Consider the following 21,044-nt stretch of genomic DNA (forward strand, 5'->3'; position numbering starts at 1 on the left):
CCGACATCAATTCCCGTCGCTTCGCTCGCCCCGGCATCAGAAGTACCCCTCACGTTTCCGGTCCTCCATGGCCGCCGCCGACGTCCGGTCGTCGGCCCGGGTCTCACCGCGTTCGGAGACGGTCGCCGCCGAGATCTCGGTGATGACCCGGTCGATGTCAATCGCTTTCGACCGCACCGCGCCCGTGATGGTCAGGTCGCCGACAGTGCGGTAACGCACCCATTCGACGGCTGCGGACTCGGTATCGACCGGTTGGGTGTGCTCGGAGACCGCCAGCAGGATGCCGTCTCGCTCGAACACCTCGCGTTCGTGCGCGAAGTAGATCGGCGGCAGCTCAAGGCCTTCCAGCTGGACATAACGCCAGATGTCGATCTCGGTCCAGTTGCTCAGCGGAAACACGCGGACCTGTTCGCCCTTGCGGATCCGGCCGTTGTAGAGCGTCCACGGTTCCGGTCGCTGGGCCCGCGGATCCCACTGCCCGAACTCGTCGCGGAAACTCAGGATGCGCTCCTTGGCCCGGGCGCGCTCCTCGTCCCGGCGGGCGCCGCCGAACGCCGCGTCGAACCCGCCGGCTTCCAACGCATCGAGCAGGGTGCGGGTCTGCTGTCGGTTGCGGGAGGCGCCCGGTCCAGGGTCGGCCACCCGGCCACTGTCGATCGTCTCCTGCACCGAGGCGACGATCAGCTTGTGGCCCTGCCCGGTGGTACGGCGGTCGCGAAACTCGATCACTTCGGGAAAGTTGTGCCCGGTGTCGACGTGCAGCACCGGGAACGGCAGAGGCGAAGGACGAAAAGCCTTCTCCGCCAGCCGGAGTAGCACGATCGAGTCCTTGCCGGCGGAGAACAGCAGTACCGGGCGCTCCAATTCGGCAACCACTTCGCGGATGATGTGCACCGCCTCGGCTTCCAGCAGGCGCAACTCGTCGACGTGAACGTCATGCACCGTCATACCGGTAATCCCTCCTGCTCGGCGTCGGCGCGGTAGCGCTCGACCCATTCATCCGAACGCTGGTCGGCCTGCCGCTCCAGCACCGGTGCCGGCGCCAAGCGGCGGTCCTGGCCGAGTGCTTCCAGCACGTCGCCGACCACCTCCGTGAGGTTGCGCCACAGCACCGGATACGGCACGTCGACCACGTCGACGTTCTCCTCGGCGAACCACTGCCGCCAGCCCTCCTCCTGCGTCTGCAGCATCCGCACCACGTGGGCGATGGCGCCGGCGTGGTACTCGGCCCGGGCATCGCGCACCGGATCGGGACGGCCGCGCCACACCCGGGTCTGCACCGCGCGCCAGAACGACACGGCCTGAGAGACCACGTCGGGCCGGTACACATGCACCAGAACCGGGTCGGTGCCGGTGACGTCACGGATGGCGGCCAACAGCCCGTCGCCGGAACGGTCCGGCAGATCCTTGGCCCGGCGCAGCAACTGTGCGGTCTGGTTCCACATGAGCTTGCCGCCCCATATCCCGTTGGGCGTACGGCCGGCGGTCTGGATGTAGTCGCGCCAGATGGTCGCGGGCGCCAGTTCCGGCCTGCCGTCGATCAGCGGATCGAGCAGCCGCAGGATCGATTCGTCCTCGGTGTCGGCGAACCACTCACGCGGCTGCGGCGACATGCTGGTGTGCGGCAGGTACTGGAAGAACTCCTGGGGCTCGCCGGCCACCCCGGTGGCGCGCAGCGACTCGACCAGCAAGGTGCTGCCGCTGCGTTGGGATGCCAGGACCAGATAAGCCGTTTTGGCTGTCATGGCCGAGAGCCTAGCTGGTGCTCAAATGCCTTGCAGAAGGGCATTTTTCGCACCGTGAGTATTAAGGTTGCGTGCTCGATTCGGCGGTGATTCCACGGTCGGACGCGACCGCCGATCGGCTGGTTGCGGGCCGGCCGTGGATGCTCAGATATGTTGCGGTGAACCGGTCGGCGATCGCGGTGCCCGCGAAGTCCGACGGGATGACGTCACAGGTCTGCTGGCGCCAGGTGTCCAGTTTCAACGCCAACTCTGTAGCCACATCCAGGTGTTCGTTCTGCAGCAGCAGGTTGTTGCGTTCGGTCGGGTCGGCGGACAGGTCATATAGTTCGCGGGCCGGGCGGCCGGCGCGGGTGAGCGGTTCGACGGCCTGACCCGGTGGACTGTCCGCGATGTCCCACGGCAGGTCCAGCAGCGGCCGATCCGCGTAATTTTCGATATAGCTGAACTTCTTGGTGCGCACCGCCCGGATCGGGTCGAACGAGTCGTGATAGGTCTTGGCGGTGTAGAGCTCGCCGCGCACCTCACTGGCCTCGCCGCGCAAGGCCCCAGCGTGGGAGAGGCCTTCCACCGCAACGGGAATCGGTACACCAAGTAGATCCAACAGAGTGGGCAGCAGATCCACCCCGCTGAACAGGTCGTCATAGACCCGTGGGGCAATGTCTGAGTCCAAAGGTGGACGCACGATCATCGCGATCCCGGTGCCGGCGTCGTACAAGGTCGACTTGGCGCGCGGCAGCGCAGGACCGTGGTCGGTGAGGAACACCACCCAGGTGGTGCGGTCCAGCCCGGTGGCCGCCAGGGTATCCAGCAATTGCCCTACCGCCGCGTCGGCCACCGCGATGGAGCCGTAGAACTCGGCCAGGTCCTCGCGCACGGCGTCGGTGTCGGGCAGGTAGTCCGGCACCGACACGACGTCGCCCGATGCCGGTTCGTAGCGGTTCCGGGGGTACGGCCGGTGGGTTTCGAAGAAGCCGGCGGTGAGCAGGAACGGCTGCTGGGGCGGATCAGCGAGCCATCGGGTGGCCTGCTCGACGACGTATTCGCAGTACGAGTTGGACACGTCGAACTCGTCGAAACCCAGCCGGGACGGAAATGACGTCTCGTGCTGCATGCCGAACAAGGCTGTGCGCCAGCCCGATTCGGACAGCAGCTGAGGCAGGGTCTGCACGCCGGCGCGATATTCCCAGCCGTGGTGCGCCAGCCCGATCAGGCCGTTGCTCTGCGGGTAGCGACCGGTGAACAGCGAGCCGCGCGACGGCGAGCACAGTGGAGCTGTGGCATGCGCGCGGGTGAACAAGATGCCTTCGGCGGCCAACTGATCCAACCGCGGGCTGGCGACATCGGGGTGACCGTACACCCCGAGATACCGGCCCAGGTCGTGCCAGTGCACGAACAACACATTGTCACCCATCGGTGTGGCTACCTCCTGGGGTCGTGACGACGAAACGATCCATCCCATCGTGAATCACCGCACGGTGCACCGGTTTTCCGCATACCGATTGCTACCGTCACTGCCAAGCGAATACTGGCTGTTCCAGCTGGTCCACGGGATCGCCACGGCCCTCCAACCCCAGCCAGCGCAGTTGCAGCAGGATGGCGCCGGTCGGGGCGAAGATCCGGTCGTTGCCCAGTGGTATCTGCACCACCGGGCGCGGGCTTTCGGGAATCGACACGAACCGTGGTGAGTCCGGACGCTGCAGATTGTGCAGCCCGACCCGATACACCGCGACCACCTCGTCAGGAGAGGGACGTGGGTCCAGCCGGCCGCCGCCCCACACCACGACCGGGGTGATGACGTAACCGGAACGGGTCGAGTAGTCATCCAGCAGGCCCAGCACCGACGAGTCGGGCAAGGCGATGCCGACCTCCTCGTCCAATTCGCGCAGCGCCGCCTGTACCACCGTCTCGCCCGGATCCAGGCGACCACCCGGCAGGGCCCACTGCGCGGAATGCGAACTCAACCGGGATGCCCTGCGGCACAACAGGAACGACGCACCGCCGGCGACGCCGACCATGCGACCGTCCAGGCCTTCGTCGGGCATCTCGCGCCCGGCAATCCAGTCGTCGACCGGGGCCGGGTCCACCCGATCCTCACCGATCTGCGAGTCCACCAGAACCACGGCAACCGCGGCGCGCCGTTTGGAGGGATCATCGACCACTCGACGCCGGTGGCCGGCCAGATGCATCCGGATGCTTTCCCGCAGCTCCTCGTCGTAACGAACGGGCGCGCCGGCAGCACCGGTCATGCTTGCGGCCGCTGGATATCGCACGCGATGTAGACGTACTTCTGGGGGACGTCGAACGTCATTTTCCGGGTGGGCAGCTGCGCCAGCACCTCGTCCGGCAGGGAGACCTTGTAACGCAACGACATTGATCCGGAGAACTGCTTGCTGATGACGCTGATGTCGGGACAGTCCAGCAGCATCCCGTCCTCGTCGATGGTGCCGGTCACCATGGAGCCCGCCGGGGCGGACCACAGGCGGTCGATGGTCTTGTTGCCCTTTTTCGGGCCGGACGAGAGCACGCCGAGCACCCGTTGATCGGTGAACGCCAGAGCACCGACGTGACTGCGGAGGGTGCTCTTGGCCACCTTGCCCGGTATGTGCCCGGCGAACCGGAACGTCACCGGGACGAACTCGGCAAGGTGGATGAGCTGTTCGTCGGCCAGTTCTGCACGGACGGAACTCGGCAGTGTTCCGATGCCGAGCATCTTGCGCAGCAGTACGGGCATGCCTTCAGAGTAAAGGCCGCGAGGGTGAATCCACTGGATGAGAGCCGTAGTGGATTCTCCCTCGATGGGTTACTCGGGTAGGACGTGCGCGCCGGTCTTGTCCGTCGACAGGCACAGTGAACAGATGTACCCGCCCTCGACGGCGGCGTCGGCCAGCATGTCCGGCCGCTCGTACTCGTGGTGGCAGTGCCCGCACAGCAGGTGTGCATCGGACGGGTTGCCGTACTCGTCGTACATCGGCAGGTCGATACCGTCGTCGGTGCGACGCAGGTAGTACTTGCCCTTGGTCGCGATGGCCAGCGCCGGCGGCAGCACCAGGCCCAGCACGATCGCGACCAGCGGCGAGTATGGCCGCAGTCCCTCACCCAGCCCGCCGAAGAACGCCACCACGGAGAGCCCGGCGGCAATGAGCATCGAGCCGAAGCCCACCGGGTTGAAGTTGTAGAGCATGCCGCGGCGGAACTCGGGCTGCATCGGTGAGAGCTTCAGCAGGAACTTGTTGAAGACGATGTCGCTGGCGACCACCACGACCCAGGCCATACCGCAGTTGGCGTAGAAGCCCAGGATGGTGTTGAGGAAGTCAAACATGTTGGCTTCCATCAGGATCAGGGCGATCACCAGGTTGACCCCCAGGAACACCACCCGGCCCGGGTAGTGCTTGGTTACCCGGGTGTAGGAGTTGGTCCAGGCCAGCGACCCCGAGTACGCGTTGGTGACGTTGATCTTGACCTGGCTGATCACCACCAGAGCCACCGCCAGGGTCATCGCCAGCCAGCGCGGCAGGAAGTTGTCGTAGATCTCCAGGAACTGGTGCACCGGCTGGTTGGCGATGCCCACGCTGCCCGCGACGTTCGCGATCAGGTAGACGGCCAGGAACAGGCCGACGATCTGCTTGATGGCACCGAAGAACACCCAGCCCGGGCCGGCCAGGATCAGCCAGGTCCACCACGACCGCTTGTTCTCCGGCGTCTTCGGCGGCATGAACCGCAGGTAGTCGTTCTGTTCGGCGATCTGGGCGATCAGTGACAGGCACACGCCCGCCGCCATCAGCGTCGAGCCCAGGTCGAAGCCGTGGACGCCCTTTTCACCCTGGTAGGCGAAGAACTGGTGCACCGACTCCGGATGGCTGATCAGCAGGTAGCCGAAGGGGGCGACCATCAGGAGCAGCCACAGCGGCGTCGTCCACACCTGCAGCGTGGCGAGCACCTTCATGCCGTAGATGACCAGCGGGAAGATGATCAGCGTCGAGGCCGCGTATCCCAGCCACAGCGGTATACCCAGGCCCAGTTTGAGGCCCTGGGCCATGATCGAGCCCTCGAGTGCGAAGAAGATGAAGGTGAAGGTCGCGAAGATGACGTTGGTGACCACCGAGCCGTAGTAGCCGAAGCCGCTGCCGCGGGTCACCAGGTCCAGATCGATGTTGTACCGGGCCGAGTAGTAGGCCACTGGGAATCCGGTCAGGAAGATGACCACGGCGAAGATCGCGATCCCGGCCAGCGCATTGGTGGTGCCGTACGAGATACCGATGTTCGCGCCGATCGCGAAGTCGGCCAGGTAGGCGATGCCGCCGAGCGCCGAGATACCGACCACCCGCGTCGACCACTTGCGGTAGCTACGTGGGGCGAACCGCAGCGTGTAGTCCTCCAGGGTTTCCCTGGTGGCGGTCAGCTGATCCTGATCGGCGTCACTGTCGACTACCGGCGGCTGCTCCTGGCCGAGCTCCTGGGTCATAGTTAGCGAAGCTATGGGCGGAATGTTTCATGGTCGTGACGGCCGTGTTCCTTCTGAGGACACTTTGACGTGCGGGTGGAGAGGTTCGGGTGGCGATGCGCAACAGGTGGCTGGTGCTGACGCTGACGTTGATCGGCTACGGGTTGCTGTGGATCGGTTGGGCGTCGCAGTGGAGTTGGCTGCACGGCGTCGACACCTCACTGTTGGCCACTGCGCGCCGTTACGGCGTCCCCCGTCACCACTGGGTGCACGGCTGGCGAGTGTTCAGCACGGTGTTCGGCCCGTGGACCTTTCAGATTGCCGCCGCCGTGGTGGCGCTCGGCGCCCTGGTGCGACGCCGACGCCGCGAGGCCTTGTTCTTGTTGGTGGGTGTGGTGCTGACCGGGACGGTCACCGACATCCTCAAAGGCATCGCCCAGCGGCCGCGTCCGGTCACCGCACTGGCGCACGAACCATCGTGGTCGTTTCCGTCCGGTCATGCGCTGGGCACCCTGGCCGGCGTGCTGGGGTTGGCCGCCGCCGCGCTGGCGCTGGCACCTGCCCGGCGCCGGTGGGTGTGGATCGCCGCCGGCATCGGAGCGGTGGTGGTGCTGCTGATCGGGGTCAGCAGGGTGGTGCTGAACGTGCACTACCCCAGTGACGTGCTGGCCGGCTGGCTGATGGGCACGGCGTGGTTCCTGGCGACGTTGCCGATCCTGACGGGTCGCCGCACCAGCGACAACACGATTGTGGCTAAACCTTGATCGCTGCCGGCTTGACCTGACACCGGGTGCTGTCGACCATGGACGGATGCGTCGACTGGCGGTTTTGCTGAATGCTGCGTGGCTGACGGTGGCCGCCGTGGCACAGGCGCCCGTCGGACACGCCGTCGTCAACCCGTGGTTTGCCAGTTCGGTCGGCAACGCGACCCAGGTGATTTCCGTTGTGGGCGTTGGTGGTTCGCACGCCAAGATGGACGTTTACCAGCGTAGTGCCGCGGGCTGGGAGCCCGTCGCCGCCGGTATCTCGGCCAGCATCGGCGCCAACGGCATGGTGCCCAAGAGCCACGACGGCAACAATGCCACGCCCATGGGCGTTTTCACGTTGCCCTTTGCGTTCGGTACCGCGCCGAACCCGGGCACCGCACTGCAGTACGTCCAGGTCACCCCCGATCACTGGTGGGACGGGGACGTCAACAGCCCGACCTACAACACCATGCAGGTGTGCAAGCGCGCCGCGTGCAAGTTCGACACCGATCCGGCCAGCGGGACCGAGAACCTGGACGTCACGCCGTACAAGCACGCGGTGGTGATGGGCGTCAACCCGCAGCGGGTGCCTGGTGACGGCGGTGCGTTCTTCCTGCACGTCGGCGATGGCGGCCCCACCGCCGGCTGCGTTGCCATCGACGACGATACCCTGGTGAAGGTGATGAAGTGGCTGCAGCCGGGGGCGTTGATCGCTGTGTCGAAGTGATCAGATGTTCAGGGCTGCACCGGGTTTCAGCTTGAAGTTCAAGTTTTCCAGCGACATCGTGGCGTCGTAGGTCCGGTCGTAGCCGGTGGCGCTGATCCGCCAGCCGTCCGGGGTGCGGCGGTAGCGGTCGCGATAGAACGCGGCGCCGATGAGCATGAAGTTGAAATCGGCTCCGATGACTCGATCTTGGAGGTACCAGGTGGCCGTGGCCTCATCGCCGTCGACGTCGATCTCGGGATGGTCGACGCGGTGTTCGGTGATGATCTGGGGGCCCAGCGAGGTCCGCATGTACTGCACCAGGGCATCCCGGTCGGAGAACTTGAGTTGATCGCCGCCCATCGACGTGCCGTAGTCGCCGACCACGTCTTCGGTGAGGGTGGCTGCGAAGTCGTCCCAGTTCTTGGTATCCAGTGCGCGCAGGTACCGGTATTTCACTTGCTTGATCTCGTCGATGTCACCCATGGCGGACATTGCAGCACACCCGGCGACAGTGGCATGGCGAATTGGCCACGAATGCGTCACGGAAGTCCAAAAGTTAGCTGGGAGAACGAGGTTCAATACCGTTTGGCGGCTATGGTGTTACCGATATGAGCGACCCGCTGGGGTTGTCGATCGGGACGACCAACCTGGTCGCGGCCCGAGTTGGCAGCCCACCCATAGTGCGGCGAGCGGTGTTGAATCTGTTCGGCGACCGCGCGCCATGTCTCGGCGTGCCGACCGACGACTGCGGTGTCACGGTGACCGGTTTTGTGGACCGGATCGGTGATCCGGTGCCATTGGTCGCCTCCGACGGCACCTCGTATCACGCGGATCAACTGGTGGTGGAAGCCCTCGATGCCCTGATCGAGTCGATCGGTGGAGAGGCGCCCTCCGGGCAACTGGCCATCGCCGTCCCGGCGCACTGGAACTCTGCCCGGTTGCGGGCCATGCGGGCGGCGATGCGCGGCAATCCGAGTTTGGCGCCCAACGGGGTGCCGGCCCGGTTGGTGTCCGATGCGGTGGCCGCGCTGACCGCGCTGCATGCCGATCCGGGCCTGCCCGGCAAGGGCGTTGTGGCACTGCTGGACTTCGGCGGTGCGGGCACCAACATCACGCTGGCCGATGCGGCGTCGGCGTTCGAACCGGTCGCCACCAGCCGGCTGACGGAGTGCTCCGGAGACCAGATCGACGAGGCACTCGCCGAACGCGTGCTCGACGGAGCCGCCCACACCGGTGACGCGGCGGCAACGGAAGAACAACCTGCCGGCACCGCGGCGATGAGTTCGGTGGATGCCTTGCGGGCCGCCTGCCGCACCGCCAAGGAGCAGTTGTCCACCGCGGAAACGGCCGATGTACCCGTGGACCTACCCGGGCACTATTCGACGGTGCGGATCACCCGCGCCGAGCTCGAGCCTTTGCTGACCGAGCCGCTCGACGCGGTCTTCAGCGAACTTGACGATCTTTTGCAGCGCAACAACTTTGCCTGGTCCGATGTCAGCGCGGTCGCCGCGGTGGGCGGTGCCGCGCAGATTCCGGGGCTTGCCGCCGGTGTCGTCGAGCGGACCGGCTCGCGCGCCGCCGGCATTCCGGTGGTGGCGACTGCGGCGTCGGCCGCCGATGCGGCGGTGGGCGCGACGTTGTTCGCCGTCTACGGTGCCGGCGCCGACGCCCAGACCGGGATGGCGCCGGCCGCGGTGTTGGACGGTATCGCCGGGCTGCCCTCGCTCGATGCCGGGCCGGCGACCGAAGCCACTACGGCACCGGCCGCGGGAGCACCCAGTTCTGGATTCCGGGCCTTGGCTTGGTCTCAGGACGACGACGCCACCGACGATGTGCTGCCGTACAACGGCGAGGATTCGTACGACGCCACCGCGACCCGCGCTATCTCGAAGTACGTGCCGCCGGCCGCACCCGTGGTGGCTGAGCCGTCGAAGGCCTGGCAACGATTCCCGTTGGTCGTGTTCGGGCTCGCCGTCGCCGCGTTGCTGGCGGTCGGCGGCGTGACCGTCGTGCTGACCGGTGACAACAAGAACGCGCCCGCGCCCGCACCCACCACGACCTCGGCGCCGCCTCCGGTCACCAGCGTCGCTCCGCCGCCGCCCAGCACTGTGACGGTCACCAGTGAGGTGCCGCCACCCCCGCCGCCTCCGCCACCCCCGCCGCCGCCGCCGACGCACGAACCCACGGTGACGGTCACCCACGCGCCTCCGCCCATCCAGCACACCGTCACGACCCACGCACCGACGACCACTGCGCCGCCCACGACCACCGCGCCTCCGCCGCCACCCACGACGACCGAGGCGCCGCCTCCGCCGCCACCCCCGACCGAGACGTCGGCTACGCCGACCATGACGACGGCGTACATCAGGCTGCCCTTCGTGCCGGTGCCCGTTCCGATTCAGGTGCCCAAGGGCCCGGACCAGCCGGCGCAGCCGGCCGCGCCGGCCAACCCGTACAGCCCCGGGTATCAGCAGTACCCCGGATACCAGCAGTCGCCGGGCTACTCGCCATACGCCCCGAATCAGCAGTACAGCCCCTATCAGCCGTACCTGCCGCAGCAATAGCGCAGAGATCTGGCCCGATTGTCCGGCGGATGCCCCGCGGATGCGCCAACATGGGTGGATCGATGGTGTCCGCCGCGACCGGGGTAACGGTCGGCGGGTCATAGGCGACTAAGGCAGGATGACGGGCATGAAGATTGCGTTGGGTATCGGTAGTGCGGTGGCGTTAGGTGCCGCCGCGCTGGTCGGCAGTGGTGTGGCATGGGCCGGCATCCCGCCGAATGTCGTCGGGCAGAAGTACAGCGACGCGACGACGAGCCTGAGCAACGCGGGCTACAAGACCGTTGTGTCCACCACCGTCGGCGACCTCCTGCAGCGGCCTAATTGCCTTGTGGTGAACCAGGTGCTGCGCACCGTCCAGCCGCCGCAGGACTCCAGCGGCTCGTCGACCAACGAAGTTCTGCTCTCGCTGAACTGTGAAGCCGGCGTCGCCGGGCCCGGGATAGCGGGCAACTCTGTAGGCAGCCCGGTGGGGTCGCAGGTGTCGGCGTCGATGTCGGCGGCGGCGGCGTCCTCGGCGGCGGCGGCGTCCGAGGCTGCTGGGGAGAACGCGGCGGGCGCGGGCCGCTGACTCCCACAACTTTCCGAACCAGACAGGTGGCCGGTGACGCCGGTCACCTGTTTTCGTTTGGTAGCTGCGTGTTCGCTCGCTTTTCAGCGGTTGACCAGCGGTTTGTCAGTACACAATGCGCTCGGGTGACCATGTCGCGAGTTGCGGCGGCTCCCGTACAACGGCTTTGATGGTCCACTGTGCCGGAAATGGATCGTCGCAACTTGATGCTGATGTCGGGGCTGGGCATGTTGGGTGCCGCGCTGCCGACGCCCGAAGCCCTCGCCGACGCGCGTGCCGACCGTGGTGGGTTGAACCCGCCTGCGGCGCCGCCGACTACTGCTTCGGGACCCAACTACATCTTCCGGGACGAGTTCGACGGTCCGGCCGGTTCGCGGCCTGACGCGTCCAAGTGGAACATCGCGACGCACCGCGAGCGGATCAAGAACCCGGTGTTCTGGGACCGTCCGGAGAACATGGGCGAGTACCGCGACGACCGTCAGCACGTATTCCTGGACGGCAACTCGAACCTGGTCATCCGCGCCACCCGCGACCCGGGCGGCAAGTACACCAGCGGCAAGGTCTTCGGGACCTTCTGGGGCGGCATCAACACCACCTGGGAAGCGCGGATCAAGTTCAACTGCCTGACCCTGGGGTGCTGGCCCGCGTGGTGGCTGTCCAACGACCACCCCGTCGTCGGCGGTGAGATCGACCTCGCCGAGTGGTACGGCAACCACGACTGGCCGTCTGGCACCACCGTGCACGCCCGGTCGGATGGCACGTCGTTCGCCACCAACCCGTACCCGATCAACAGCGACTGGCACAACTGGCGCGTCACCTGGAACGACGCCGGTATCTACTTCTGGCAGGACTACGTCGAGGGCGCGCAGCCCTACTTCCAGGTCGAAGCCAACTCGCTGGACGGGTGGCCGTTCAACCTGCCCGACTACCGGGTGTTCCCGGTGCTGAACCTGGCGGTCGCCGGTTCCGGCGGTGGTGACCCCAAGGGCGGCGTCTACCCGGCAGAGATGCTGGTCGACTGGGTGCGAGTCTGGTAGTCCTGCGAATCTCGCAGGACTCTGAGGAATCTCTCTGAGCACTCTGGCGTTTGCCGTGTGCGTGGCCGAACCCTCATAAGGTGCCGGTCGTGGGTCGAATCGTGGTTGCTCGCAGTAGACGGCTGTGGTCAGCGGTGTTGACCGTCGCCGGCGCAGGGGTGTTCGTCACGGCCGGTGGCAGCGTGGTCAAGCCGCCGGTGTCTTCGGTGGTGAGCTGCTGTACGCCGATGGCCGGCGTCGAAGTGTTGGCCCTGCCCGCGATGCCGGCGTCTCGGTACCGGATTGTGCCCGCGGCGGCGGTTCCTCAGTTCCTGCCGATCGGGGTCGCTCCCGAGCGGGGATTGCAGGTCCGCACGATCCTGGCCGAGCGCGCCGTCAGTGCTGCGTTCCCGGAGATCCACGAGATGGGCGGCGTCCGCCCGGATGTGTTGCGCTGGCACCCCGAGGGACTGGCGCTGGACGTGATGGTCCCGAACCCGGGCAGTGCGGCGGGGATCGCGCTCGGCAATCGGGTGGTGGCGTACGCGTTGAAGAACGCGGCCCGGTTCGGGCTGCAGGATGCGATCTGGAGAGGTGTGTACTACACGCCAACCGGCTCACAGAGCGGCAATTGCGGGCATTTCGACCATGTGCATCTGACGACGACCGGCGGCGGGTATCCGACCGGCGGTGAGGTTTATCTGCGCTGAGTGGTTTGGGACAGCAGCGCCACCACCGCGTCGGTCAACGCCGCGCGGGCGATGTCGAGATCGGAAGTGAAGCCGATCTGCCGCTCGTTGCTGAGGCCCCTGATGGCGGCGGGCAGCAGACACCGCACCCGGTGCAGTTGGTCCGGGTCGACGTCGAGCCCGTCCATCAGATAGTCGAAACCTTGAATCCAGTCGAGTTCACGCGCCGCGAAAGCCGCGGCGGTGCGTGGATATTCGGCCGCGATGTCTGCGCGGCGCGCCGGTAGTGAGGTGCGCAGTGCGGTGAGCGCTCGCCCCTCGGTGGTGTCCAGGTAGCGCCAGACGGAGTCGATGGCCGTTTGCACCCGGTCCCGCAGCGTGCCACTGCGTGGAGCTTGGGGGCTGGATGACCAACTGCGTGAATGAATTTCGGTGATCACGGCAACCCAGAGCCCGTCGAGGTCACCGAACTGATGTTGCACCGTGCCCCACGTGACGCCCGCGTCCTTGGCGATGCGATTCGCCGACACCGGCGCGCCACCACTGTCGGCCAGGCAGTCGATGGCGACCTCGAGCAGGCGGGCCCGGGTTTCGAGGCCGCGCTTGTTCAGTTTGGTGCCCGCGCCCGATTGGGTGACGATGGCCTGCCACTGTTCTCGCGCGCGGGCGGCCTGCGGGGATTCGTCGGCGCTCAGGCGAACCGTCCGGGATTCGCCGCGACCGCCCTGCGTAGTGTCGGCCGGTTGTCCCGGTAGGCCTGCACCACAGGCGCGAGTTCGTGCGGGCCGGCGCCGTGCATGATCACCGAGTGCACGCCCAAGTCATATTGGCGGGCAATGGTTTTCGCGCAGTCCTGAGGTGATCCCTTGGCGACCGAGTCCAGCCATTCGCTGGGGATCAGTTCGGCGATGCGTTGCAGCGTCTGGTACGAGGCGCTCGCGTCGATAGGCCCGGCGGTGGCCGCATCGGTGAACAGTTCGGATTGCCGGATGCGGTCCCACGTCGCACGATCCCAGCCGTTGGCCGAGACCAGGACATCCGGGTACGCCTGCAGATAGGTCGCCAGCCGGCCGACCCCGCGACGGATCTGATCCTCCGGTGACAATGCGTCGGGGACCGTCGCCAGGCACGCCCAGATTCGGACGCCGTCGGGATCGCGGCCTGCTCTCTCCGCGCCCCGGCGCACGGCCGCGACTGACTTCTCTGTGGCCTCGTCGGAGAAAAAGGTATGCAGCACAACGAAATCGCAGATTTCACCGGCGAGTTCCATGGTCTTGGGTCCGACCGCCACCAGGCCGATCGGGGGTCCGTCCTCCAGGCCGCTGACGTGGCGCAACAGGGGCCATTTCCCGGCCGGGCCGTCGTGGTCGAGGATCATCTCGCCGGCCCAGAGCCGGCGCAGGATGCCGAAGAAGTCACGCAGCCGGGCCTCGGTCACCACCGGCAGACCGATCGCCTGCCAGTACGCCGCCATCCCGCGTCCGAACGCCATCGCGAAACGGCCTTCGGTAAGTGCGTGCATGGTGGACCCGATCGTCGCGGTGACAGTGGGGTGGCGGGTGTGGTAATTGGTCGACGGCGCGATGCCCAGGCTGGAGCTGGCGCCCGCCACGGCGCCGCTGAGCACCGCCGCGTCCTTCACGGTGAAGCGTTCCCCGATGTGGCAGGAACCCAGACCCAGCTCGTCGGCAGCGCGGGCTTCCGGGAGAACGACCCGGACATCCGCGGGGTGCCGGGTCACGGCGTAGTAGCCGAGCTCATTGAGCTGGTCGGGTGCCTGCGGAGCGGTGCTCATCGGTTGCCTTCCGTGCCGTGATGATTAGCACTGTTAAGCATCACCGTGCAATTGTCAATGAGGGTTCTCAATAACTTGACGATCAGGCTGATTCATCTGGGAGTGACTGAGGTGCCTCGAACAACAACAGCAACAGCGTGGCGCCGACGAATACTGCGGGCAGCCACGCAGCCCGGGTGCCGATCACCTGGGTGGTGGTTGCGCCGAGCACTGCGCCCGCGGCGAAAGCCAGGATCATCAGGGCGTAGACGCGAAATCCCCGGCGGCCCTCCGCGTCGCGTTTGACGATGCCGGCGTAGCCCTGCTCGACGAACCGCATCAGGTTGCCCGTCGTCGCGATCGCGACGAAAGTCAGATCGCCGATGCTGCGGAACAGAGCCATCTGCATTGCGGCCACGAACGACACGGCGACGGCCACGGCGGTGGGGGACACCGATGCCGGTACGAACCCGACCACCGTCAGCACCAGGGCTTGCACTGCCATCACCCAGCGCAGTGGATGTTTCTTCATCAGGTACAGCCGCCCGGACCTGATGTGCGTGGCCAGCGCTACCCCGACCATGAACGCTAGGATCGGCCACAACTTCGCAATCGCCGCGGGCCAATGTCCGGCCGCCAGCCCGGCGGCGAAGAAGACGACGTTGGCTGTCTGGGTGGTCGAGAACGCTCCACCGCGGCAGATGTAGGTGTACGGGTCGAGGAATCCGTTGGACAGCGTCAGGAGCAGTGCAATGCGCAGTGAGGTCGACGTGGACGTCATAGAACCTCGCTCGGTCAGCTATGCGGGTCGGTAACACCAAGCAACCTAACGGCCGAAAGCACAGTCTGCTCGGGGCGTTCGAGTGCGCCGGTCGATGACTCCAGCCGCGCGGGTCGAGTAGTGGCCTACAGCTCTCGGATCACCCGCGCCGGCGATCCGACCGCCACGACTCGAGATGGCAGGTCTCGGGTGACCACCGAGCCGGCTCCGACGACGGTATCCGCCCCGATGGTGACGCCGGGGCACACGATCACACCACCGCCGAGCCACACGTTGTCGCCGATCACGATCGGTTCGGCTGCTTCCCACTTGTCTCTGCGAGGGCCGGGGTCCAATGGATGGGTGGCCGTGAGCAGCTGCACGTTGGGCCCGATCTGCACGTCATCACCGATGCTGATCCTCGCCACATCGAGAAGGATGAGACCCCAGTTCGCGAAAGTGCGTGCGCCGATGGCGGTTTGGTATCCGTAGTCGCACTGCAGTGGTGGCCGGATTTCGCTGCCCTCCCCGAACGCGCCGAGCAGTTCCCTGAGCAGAAGGTTTCTTCGGTCGAGTTCGGTAGGGTCCAGCGCGTTGATCAGGTGGGTCAGCCGTTGTGCCCGTTTCGAGTCGCGGCTCAGGTCTGGGTCGTCGGCGAGGTAAAGGTCACCTGCGAGCATGCGCTCGCGCATCGAACGGTCGAGTTCTCCCATGGAGCCAGGCTAGGCGCGCTGCCGCCGTGTAATTGGGCTGCGCAGAATCAGGACCGGCCGACCGTCTACGCGCTGGGCGAACGGCTGTCGGTCGATGTCATGGTTTCGTAACCGAAACCTCAAGTGTCGCTGGTCAATCCAACGCGAGCTTGGTCGGCGCCCCGTCGATACTCGACAGGTTCTTCTCCTGCCAGTAATCGGCGACGCCCTCGGCGCCCTTCTTCTCCGCCCAGGTGTCGAGCAGGACACGCTCCGACTCGACCGACATCAGGGGCACGCCGAAGCCACACGAGGTCTGGACGAGGTCCACCGTCAGGTCATAGATCTGGCGGGCGCTGATGTGCGGCGGGAACTTGCCGTAGAGCTCTGCCCAGTCAGCGTCTTTGGGCTGGACTTCTCGGGCTGTGCCATAGAGCCGCAGGATGAGTGGCTCGCGGTTGAACGAGCAGAACATCAGCGTCATGCGGGGGTTGTCGAGCAGGTGCGCCGAGGTCTCGTTGCCGCTGCCGGTCAGGTTCAGCCAGGCCACCCGATTCGGCCCGAGGACCCGGAGACTGTCCAAGCCCTTCGGCGAGAGGTTCACCCTGCCGTCGCGCGCCGCTGTTGCCACGAAGTACATGCTTTGCGCGGCAATGAAGGTGCGGAACCTGTCAGTGATCTCCGGGAACTGCTTGCCCATAAGCGCAAGCTTGCACGACCGGGTGACGTTGGTCGAGCGAGTTTCGGACGTATCTCCGCGCTGACCAGTCGAAATTTGCGGCCCCGTAGTTGTCGGCGCGCTAGATTCGGTGCCAAATCCGGACCGAAGAAGGTGCCCATGCCGAAGTCCCACGGACTGTTGCTCAACCCGAACGACTACGACCCTCAACAACTCGATCCGGAGACGCGACGTCAGTTGCGCGCACTGATCGCATGGTTTGAGGACCGTGGCAAGGCGCGATTGCTGCAGGACGACCTGGAGGCCACCTGGGTCACCGACTTTCTCGATTTCATCAAGCGGGAGCGCGTTTTCGCCACGTTCCTGACCCCGTCGGAGTTCGCCGACGGTGATCCGAACAAGCGCTGGGACACCTCGCGCAACGCCGCATTGAGCGAGATCCTCGGGTTTTACGGGCTGGCGTACTGGTACGCCGAGCAGGTCACCATCCTTGGCCTCGGTCCGATCTGGCAGAGCGACAACATCAAGGCCAAGGAGCGGGCCGCCGCACAGCTCGACGCGGGTGGCGTGATGGCGTTCGCATTGTCCGAGCGCGAGCATGGTGCCGACATCTACAACACCGACATGCTGCTGACGCCCGCTGACAATGACGACGAAGGGGTTGCATTCCGCGCGTCGGGGGAGAAGTACTACATCGGCAACGGCAACGTGGCGGGCATGGTGTCGGTGTTCTCGCGCCGCACCGACGTCGACGGACCTGACGGCTACGTCTGGTTCGTCGCGGACAGTGGCCATCAGAATTACGAGCTGATCGACAATGTCGTGCACGGCCAGATGTTCGTGAGCACATTCCGGCTGCACGACTACCCGGTGCACGAGGAGGACATCCTGTGCGCCGGTCCGGAGGCGTTCTCGGCGGCGCTGAATACGGTCAATGTCGGCAAGTTCAACTTGTGCAGCGGCTCGATCGGCATGTGCGAGCACGCTTTCTACGAGGCGATCACGCACGCGAACAACCGGATCCTCTACGGCAATCCGGTCACCGACTTCCCGCATGTGCGCGCCTCATTCGTCGACGTCTATGCCCGGCTGATCGCGATGAAGCTGTTCAGCGATCGCGCGATCGACTACTTCCGCAGTGCCAGCCTCCAGGACCGTCGCTACCTGCTGTTCAACCCCGTGACAAAGTCGAAGGTCACCTCCGAGGGCGAGCGGGTCGTCACCCTGTTGTGGGATGTGTTGGCCGCCAAAGGATTTGAGAAGAATACCTACTTCAGCGAGGTGAACCGCCTGATCGGAGCCCTGCCCCGGTTGGAGGGCACGGTGCATGTGAACGTCGCGCAGATCCTGAAGTTCATGCCGAATTACATGTTCAACCCGGGAAGTTACCCGCAGATCGGTACCCGCGATGACGCGGCCGATGACGTGTTCTTCTGGGCGCAGGGGCCGGCGCGGGGTGCGTCCAAGGTGCAGTTCGCGGATTGGGCGCCGGTGTACGAGCGGAACCTCGAGGTGCCGAATGTGGCCCGGTTCTACGAACAGGTGCTGGCGTTCAGGCACCTGCTGGCCACCGCGGCACCCGACGCCGACCAGCAAAGCGACCTCGACTTCGTCCTGGTTGTCGGGCACTTGTTCACGCTGGTCGTCTACGGGCAGCTGATCCTCGAGCAGGCGGAACTGACCGGCCTCGACCGTGATCTGGTCGACCAGATCTTCGACTTTCAGATCCGTGACTTCTCGTCGTATGCGGTTGCGCTGCACGGTAAGCCGAGCTCGACGGTGGCCCAACAGGAGTGGGCGTTGTCCGCGATACGCAAGCCGGTTGGCGACGCGGCTCGGTTCGATCGGGTCTGGGCACAGGTGGCGTCCTACGACGGTGCTTACGAGATGCGGCCGTAGGGGTTGGTCTGCCGAGACGGCGCCAGCAGGCCCTGCTAAAGGGTGAATTCGAGAACGGTAAGAGCCTTCACATCACTTCTGGCTGAGGATATTTCCATTCGCCAGGCGGACTGATCGGCCCCAGCACACCGGGGCCGATCAGTCCGTTCACGCCATTACTGCGACAGTCCCGTGGATCACGGTTCAGTGCTTCTTGGCCGCGGTGGAATGTTGCCGGGTTGTCGAAGTGGAGCTCGCGGCATTCGTTGACGGGCTGCCATCAGTGGACGTTGAACTCTTGGTCTCCGCGGAATGTTGTGTGCCAGTGGTAACTGACGCCGTGGACGCAGCCGGTTGCGTTGTTCCGCGCGCGGCTGTGGAGGTATCGGCTGGCCGGGGGGCCGGCGTTGCCGCGGACTGTTTCGTAGACCTGGTCGACGAGGTATCTGCTGCCGCGGTCACCGGCCGGGTTGGAATTGCCGCTACCGGCGCTGCTGCTGTCTTCGCGGCAGTCGGCTTTGTTCCGGCCGCGGTCACCGACGTTGCGACGGCCGTGGCCGCTGCAGTCGTCGCCGGCGCCGCGGTCGTGGTCATCTTCGCGACTGGCGCGACTGCAGAGGCGGCCGTGGTGACCGGCGGCTTGGTGGCAGGTGCGGGAGTTGCCCCAGCATTTGCGATGTTGGCCGGGCTGAGCAACTGCAGTAGGCCCGCCAGTCCACCGATCAGCATGTTCGCTGCTGATTTGTTGACTTGACCGATCTGCCCCACCGCCGTCCGAACAGTGCCGAAGGAGAGCGGGGAGTAGCTCTTCGAGTGCGCTACCGACACCGCCAAGTCGTCACGTGCGTTGAGGAAGCCTGCGGTGATGCTCGTGGCCGGGTCGACGAATGTTTGGTTGACGAGCGTTCCGAGCCCTTGAATGCCGGCGCCCACTGCCCGCAATGCCCCGACCAGTTGGCCTGTTGTGACGTTGTGGAGTACTGCGGCAGTGGTGTTGCCGATCAGCATGCCCAGGCGCAAGACGGCCAAGACTGTCGGTGCCATGATGTCTTGGGCGGCAAGGGGCAAGTTGCTGACAATGGCTGACAGGCCGCGGCTGGGGTCGGCAAAAAAGGTTTTGGCGAGCGACAGATAGTCAGGCGTGAGCGCAGGGTTCAGTGCGCGGCTCAGGACCGAGGGCACATTGGTTTGGCTGCCGAATATCTGGTTGTAGGTGCTGGTGCCGATCGCGGCCTTTATTTGATCGTTCTCCAGATTCGCCGTCACCCAACCGGTTGGAACGTTGTTCTGGTCGTGAACGTAGTTGTATTCGAAGAGGCGTTCTTTGAGGTTGGCCGCGTACTGCGCGGGGGTGACTGTGGGGGTATCTGCGGGCAGGTTCTGGCGGACATCGGCGACAGGCACGATTTGCGTTGTCACCTGAGTGTCAGACACGGACCCCGTGAGGTCCTGGAACCGGAGGGAGATCGATCCGTCCGTGGTGCCGGAGGTGTTGAGCCAGTTCGCGACACCTGGATTTTGTGCGCTGACCACGTAGTAGGTGTAGCCGTCACTTGACTTGAATACGTCACTGTTGTTGAGGCTGCCGGTAGCGGTCGCGTACGGGAGGTCTTGTTGCCAGACATTCGAGAGTTGAGCACCGGTGTATCCGGCCGCTACATCGGGCACCTTGATGATGAGCGCTTGATCTGGCTGGAGGTTATAACGCCCGAGGCTCGATAATTGGCCTGGCAATATCGGCCCTCCGACGGCGGAGGTCGTCGGACCGATTGGTTTGAACGTATTGTCTGGGATCGAGGCGAACATCTTTTGGATTCCGTAATTGGTGACACTGGAATTCAAGCCAGACAGGTTCGTGGCGATGTCGTTCAGGATCGATGAGATCTGGCCCTTCGACAGCACGGGAAGGGTGAACGTTGACGGCGTGCCCTGTTGCTGGATGGTGATGTTGTCGTGCGGTAAGCCCCAGTTGTTGACGGTATCGCGCAGGAGCAACGTTTGGGCACCCGTGCTATTTACCCAGTTGCCCGCCTGTTGGGTGGGGCTCATGGTGATCGTGTATGAGCCGTCGGCATTGGGTGTGAATTGTGATAAATCGTAACTGAACCCGGTTGAAAGAAAATTCCCATTCAAGCCGGTCCCTGACATCGGTACGAAGGTCACATCTTTGGTTCCGGGTGCAGGGTGGATGGTGATCGTGTAGGCCCGGGAGTCGATGGACGCAACAAGATATTTATTATCCGCATTGGGATCGTTGAGAAATTGTAGTGGCTCGGTCGAGGGGGCATTCCAGGGCATCGCCTGGTACGCCATGTTTGGATCGTAAGAATTGGTCAAGGCCAATTGACTAAATGCGGTGGAGAGCCCACTCGACGCCAGGGCCCGTGTATAGGCGGGTAATGACGCGAGATCGGAATTGGTGATAAATGGGTAACCACTATTGCTGGCAGCGATTTGCTGTTCCGTGGCGATAATTTGATCGGTAGTCAACTGGTAGCTATTTGAAGCAAGTAAAACAGCGCGTGATACGACTGCTTCATCGGGCGTAGATTGTGCGACTGTCAACGCCATCGTCATGGCGCCGGTCATTGCAGCCGTCGCGATGCTGCCCGCTTTTCGAAGTCGCCGTGCTTGTGCTCGATTCAAGCGGCGCTCAGCGGATGGGCAGCCCTGACTAGTTGCGCTGAACTGTTGCCCGATGAATCCGACATGAGACACGCGGTCCTCCTTTGATGAATGCTGACGTTTCTTGCTCTGCTCGGATGGGAACGCGTTGCATGGAACGG

The 21,044-nt window shown here is 65.1% G+C and carries 20 protein-coding genes; 7 read left to right on the top strand and 13 right to left on the bottom strand.

Going from position 1 to position 21,044, the window contains the following annotated elements; translation table 11 throughout:
* Positions 1 to 36: 36 nt before the first annotated feature.
* From cysD to ABIA30_RS14545, 6 genes are all read right to left on the bottom strand, one after another.
* Positions 37 to 948 carry a sulfate adenylyltransferase subunit CysD gene (gene cysD, locus ABIA30_RS14520; RefSeq protein WP_370066473.1) on the bottom strand — a complete coding sequence of 304 codons (912 nt, stop codon included), beginning with the start codon at positions 946 to 948 and terminating at the stop codon, positions 37 to 39.
* Entirely contained in the window at positions 945 to 1,745 is an 801-nt protein-coding gene (locus ABIA30_RS14525) for a Stf0 family sulfotransferase (protein WP_370066475.1), read from the bottom strand. Before ABIA30_RS14525 ends, cysD begins: the two co-directional genes overlap by 4 nt.
* Positions 1,746 to 1,806: 61 nt before the next feature.
* Positions 1,807 to 3,156 carry a sulfatase gene (locus ABIA30_RS14530; RefSeq protein ID WP_370066477.1) on the bottom strand — a complete coding sequence of 450 codons (1,350 nt, stop codon included), beginning with the start codon at positions 3,154 to 3,156 and terminating at the stop codon, positions 1,807 to 1,809.
* Between the two features lie 97 nt (positions 3,157 to 3,253).
* Positions 3,254 to 3,991, bottom strand: coding sequence for a CoA pyrophosphatase (locus tag ABIA30_RS14535; RefSeq protein ID WP_370066479.1), 738 nt, complete (start codon positions 3,989 to 3,991; stop codon positions 3,254 to 3,256).
* Positions 3,988 to 4,476 (bottom strand): hypothetical protein, encoded by a 489-nt coding sequence (locus ABIA30_RS14540; RefSeq protein ID WP_370066481.1) that lies wholly within the window; start codon positions 4,474 to 4,476, stop codon positions 3,988 to 3,990. Before ABIA30_RS14540 ends, ABIA30_RS14535 begins: the two co-directional genes overlap by 4 nt.
* A gap of 69 nt (positions 4,477 to 4,545) precedes the next feature.
* Positions 4,546 to 6,207, bottom strand: a complete 1,662-nt coding sequence (locus ABIA30_RS14545) for a cytosine permease (RefSeq protein ID WP_370066483.1) — start codon at positions 6,205 to 6,207, stop codon at positions 4,546 to 4,548.
* Between the two features lie 95 nt (positions 6,208 to 6,302).
* On the opposite strand from ABIA30_RS14545, the gene ABIA30_RS14550 reads away from it, so the two are divergent.
* Positions 6,303 to 6,950, top strand: a complete 648-nt coding sequence (locus ABIA30_RS14550; RefSeq protein WP_370066485.1) for a phosphatase PAP2 family protein — start codon at positions 6,303 to 6,305, stop codon at positions 6,948 to 6,950.
* Positions 6,951 to 6,996: 46 nt separating this feature from the next.
* Positions 6,997 to 7,659: a L,D-transpeptidase gene (locus ABIA30_RS14555; protein ID WP_370066487.1), complete on the top strand. Its 663-nt coding sequence runs from the start codon at positions 6,997 to 6,999 to the stop codon at positions 7,657 to 7,659.
* Here the strand turns inward: ABIA30_RS14555 and ABIA30_RS14560 are convergent, their stop codons facing one another.
* The gene (locus ABIA30_RS14560; RefSeq protein ID WP_370066489.1) at positions 7,660 to 8,121 is read right to left on the bottom strand and encodes a nuclear transport factor 2 family protein; all 462 of its coding nucleotides are present in this window, start codon (positions 8,119 to 8,121) and stop codon (positions 7,660 to 7,662) included.
* Between the two features lie 125 nt (positions 8,122 to 8,246).
* Here ABIA30_RS14560 and ABIA30_RS14565 point away from each other — a divergent pair, with 125 nt between their 5' ends.
* From ABIA30_RS14565 to ABIA30_RS14580, 4 genes are all read left to right on the top strand, one after another.
* The gene (locus ABIA30_RS14565) at positions 8,247 to 10,202 is read left to right on the top strand and encodes an Hsp70 family protein (protein WP_370066491.1); all 1,956 of its coding nucleotides are present in this window, start codon (positions 8,247 to 8,249) and stop codon (positions 10,200 to 10,202) included.
* 127 nt (positions 10,203 to 10,329) lie between these two features.
* The gene (locus ABIA30_RS14570) at positions 10,330 to 10,770 is read left to right on the top strand and encodes a hypothetical protein (RefSeq protein ID WP_370066493.1); all 441 of its coding nucleotides are present in this window, start codon (positions 10,330 to 10,332) and stop codon (positions 10,768 to 10,770) included.
* A gap of 188 nt (positions 10,771 to 10,958) precedes the next feature.
* Positions 10,959 to 11,807, top strand: a complete 849-nt coding sequence (locus ABIA30_RS14575) for a family 16 glycosylhydrolase (protein WP_370066495.1) — start codon at positions 10,959 to 10,961, stop codon at positions 11,805 to 11,807.
* Positions 11,808 to 11,896: 89 nt separating this feature from the next.
* Positions 11,897 to 12,496 (top strand): hypothetical protein, encoded by a 600-nt coding sequence (locus tag ABIA30_RS14580; protein ID WP_370066497.1) that lies wholly within the window; start codon positions 11,897 to 11,899, stop codon positions 12,494 to 12,496.
* Here the strand turns inward: ABIA30_RS14580 and ABIA30_RS14585 are convergent.
* From ABIA30_RS14585 to ABIA30_RS14605, 5 genes are all read right to left on the bottom strand, one after another.
* Positions 12,484 to 13,005: a TetR/AcrR family transcriptional regulator gene (locus ABIA30_RS14585; protein WP_370066499.1), complete on the bottom strand. Its 522-nt coding sequence runs from the start codon at positions 13,003 to 13,005 to the stop codon at positions 12,484 to 12,486. The genes ABIA30_RS14580 and ABIA30_RS14585 overlap by 13 nt on opposite strands.
* A 161-nt stretch (positions 13,006 to 13,166) precedes the next feature.
* On the bottom strand, positions 13,167 to 14,270 hold the full coding sequence (locus ABIA30_RS14590; protein WP_370066501.1) for a TIGR03857 family LLM class F420-dependent oxidoreductase: 1,104 nt from the start codon (positions 14,268 to 14,270) through the stop codon (positions 13,167 to 13,169).
* 82 nt (positions 14,271 to 14,352) lie between these two features.
* The gene (locus ABIA30_RS14595; RefSeq protein WP_370066503.1) at positions 14,353 to 15,030 is read right to left on the bottom strand and encodes a YoaK family protein; all 678 of its coding nucleotides are present in this window, start codon (positions 15,028 to 15,030) and stop codon (positions 14,353 to 14,355) included.
* A 125-nt stretch (positions 15,031 to 15,155) separates the two neighbouring features.
* Positions 15,156 to 15,722, bottom strand: coding sequence for a sugar O-acetyltransferase (locus ABIA30_RS14600; RefSeq protein WP_370066504.1), 567 nt, complete (start codon positions 15,720 to 15,722; stop codon positions 15,156 to 15,158).
* Positions 15,723 to 15,855: 133 nt separating this feature from the next.
* Positions 15,856 to 16,401, bottom strand: a complete 546-nt coding sequence (locus tag ABIA30_RS14605) for a pyridoxamine 5'-phosphate oxidase family protein (protein ID WP_370066506.1) — start codon at positions 16,399 to 16,401, stop codon at positions 15,856 to 15,858.
* 138 nt (positions 16,402 to 16,539) lie between these two features.
* Between ABIA30_RS14605 and ABIA30_RS14610 the strand changes: the two genes are divergently transcribed.
* Positions 16,540 to 18,279 carry an acyl-CoA dehydrogenase family protein gene (locus tag ABIA30_RS14610; RefSeq protein ID WP_370066508.1) on the top strand — a complete coding sequence of 580 codons (1,740 nt, stop codon included), beginning with the start codon at positions 16,540 to 16,542 and terminating at the stop codon, positions 18,277 to 18,279.
* A 183-nt stretch (positions 18,280 to 18,462) separates the two neighbouring features.
* Here the strand turns inward: ABIA30_RS14610 and ABIA30_RS14615 are convergent, their stop codons facing one another.
* Positions 18,463 to 20,976, bottom strand: coding sequence for a hypothetical protein (locus ABIA30_RS14615; protein WP_370066510.1), 2,514 nt, complete (start codon positions 20,974 to 20,976; stop codon positions 18,463 to 18,465).
* Positions 20,977 to 21,044 lie beyond the last annotated feature (68 nt).

It is taken from the genome of Mycobacterium sp. MAA66, from assembly GCF_041261665.1.
GTDB lineage: Bacteria > Actinomycetota > Actinomycetes > Mycobacteriales > Mycobacteriaceae > Mycobacterium.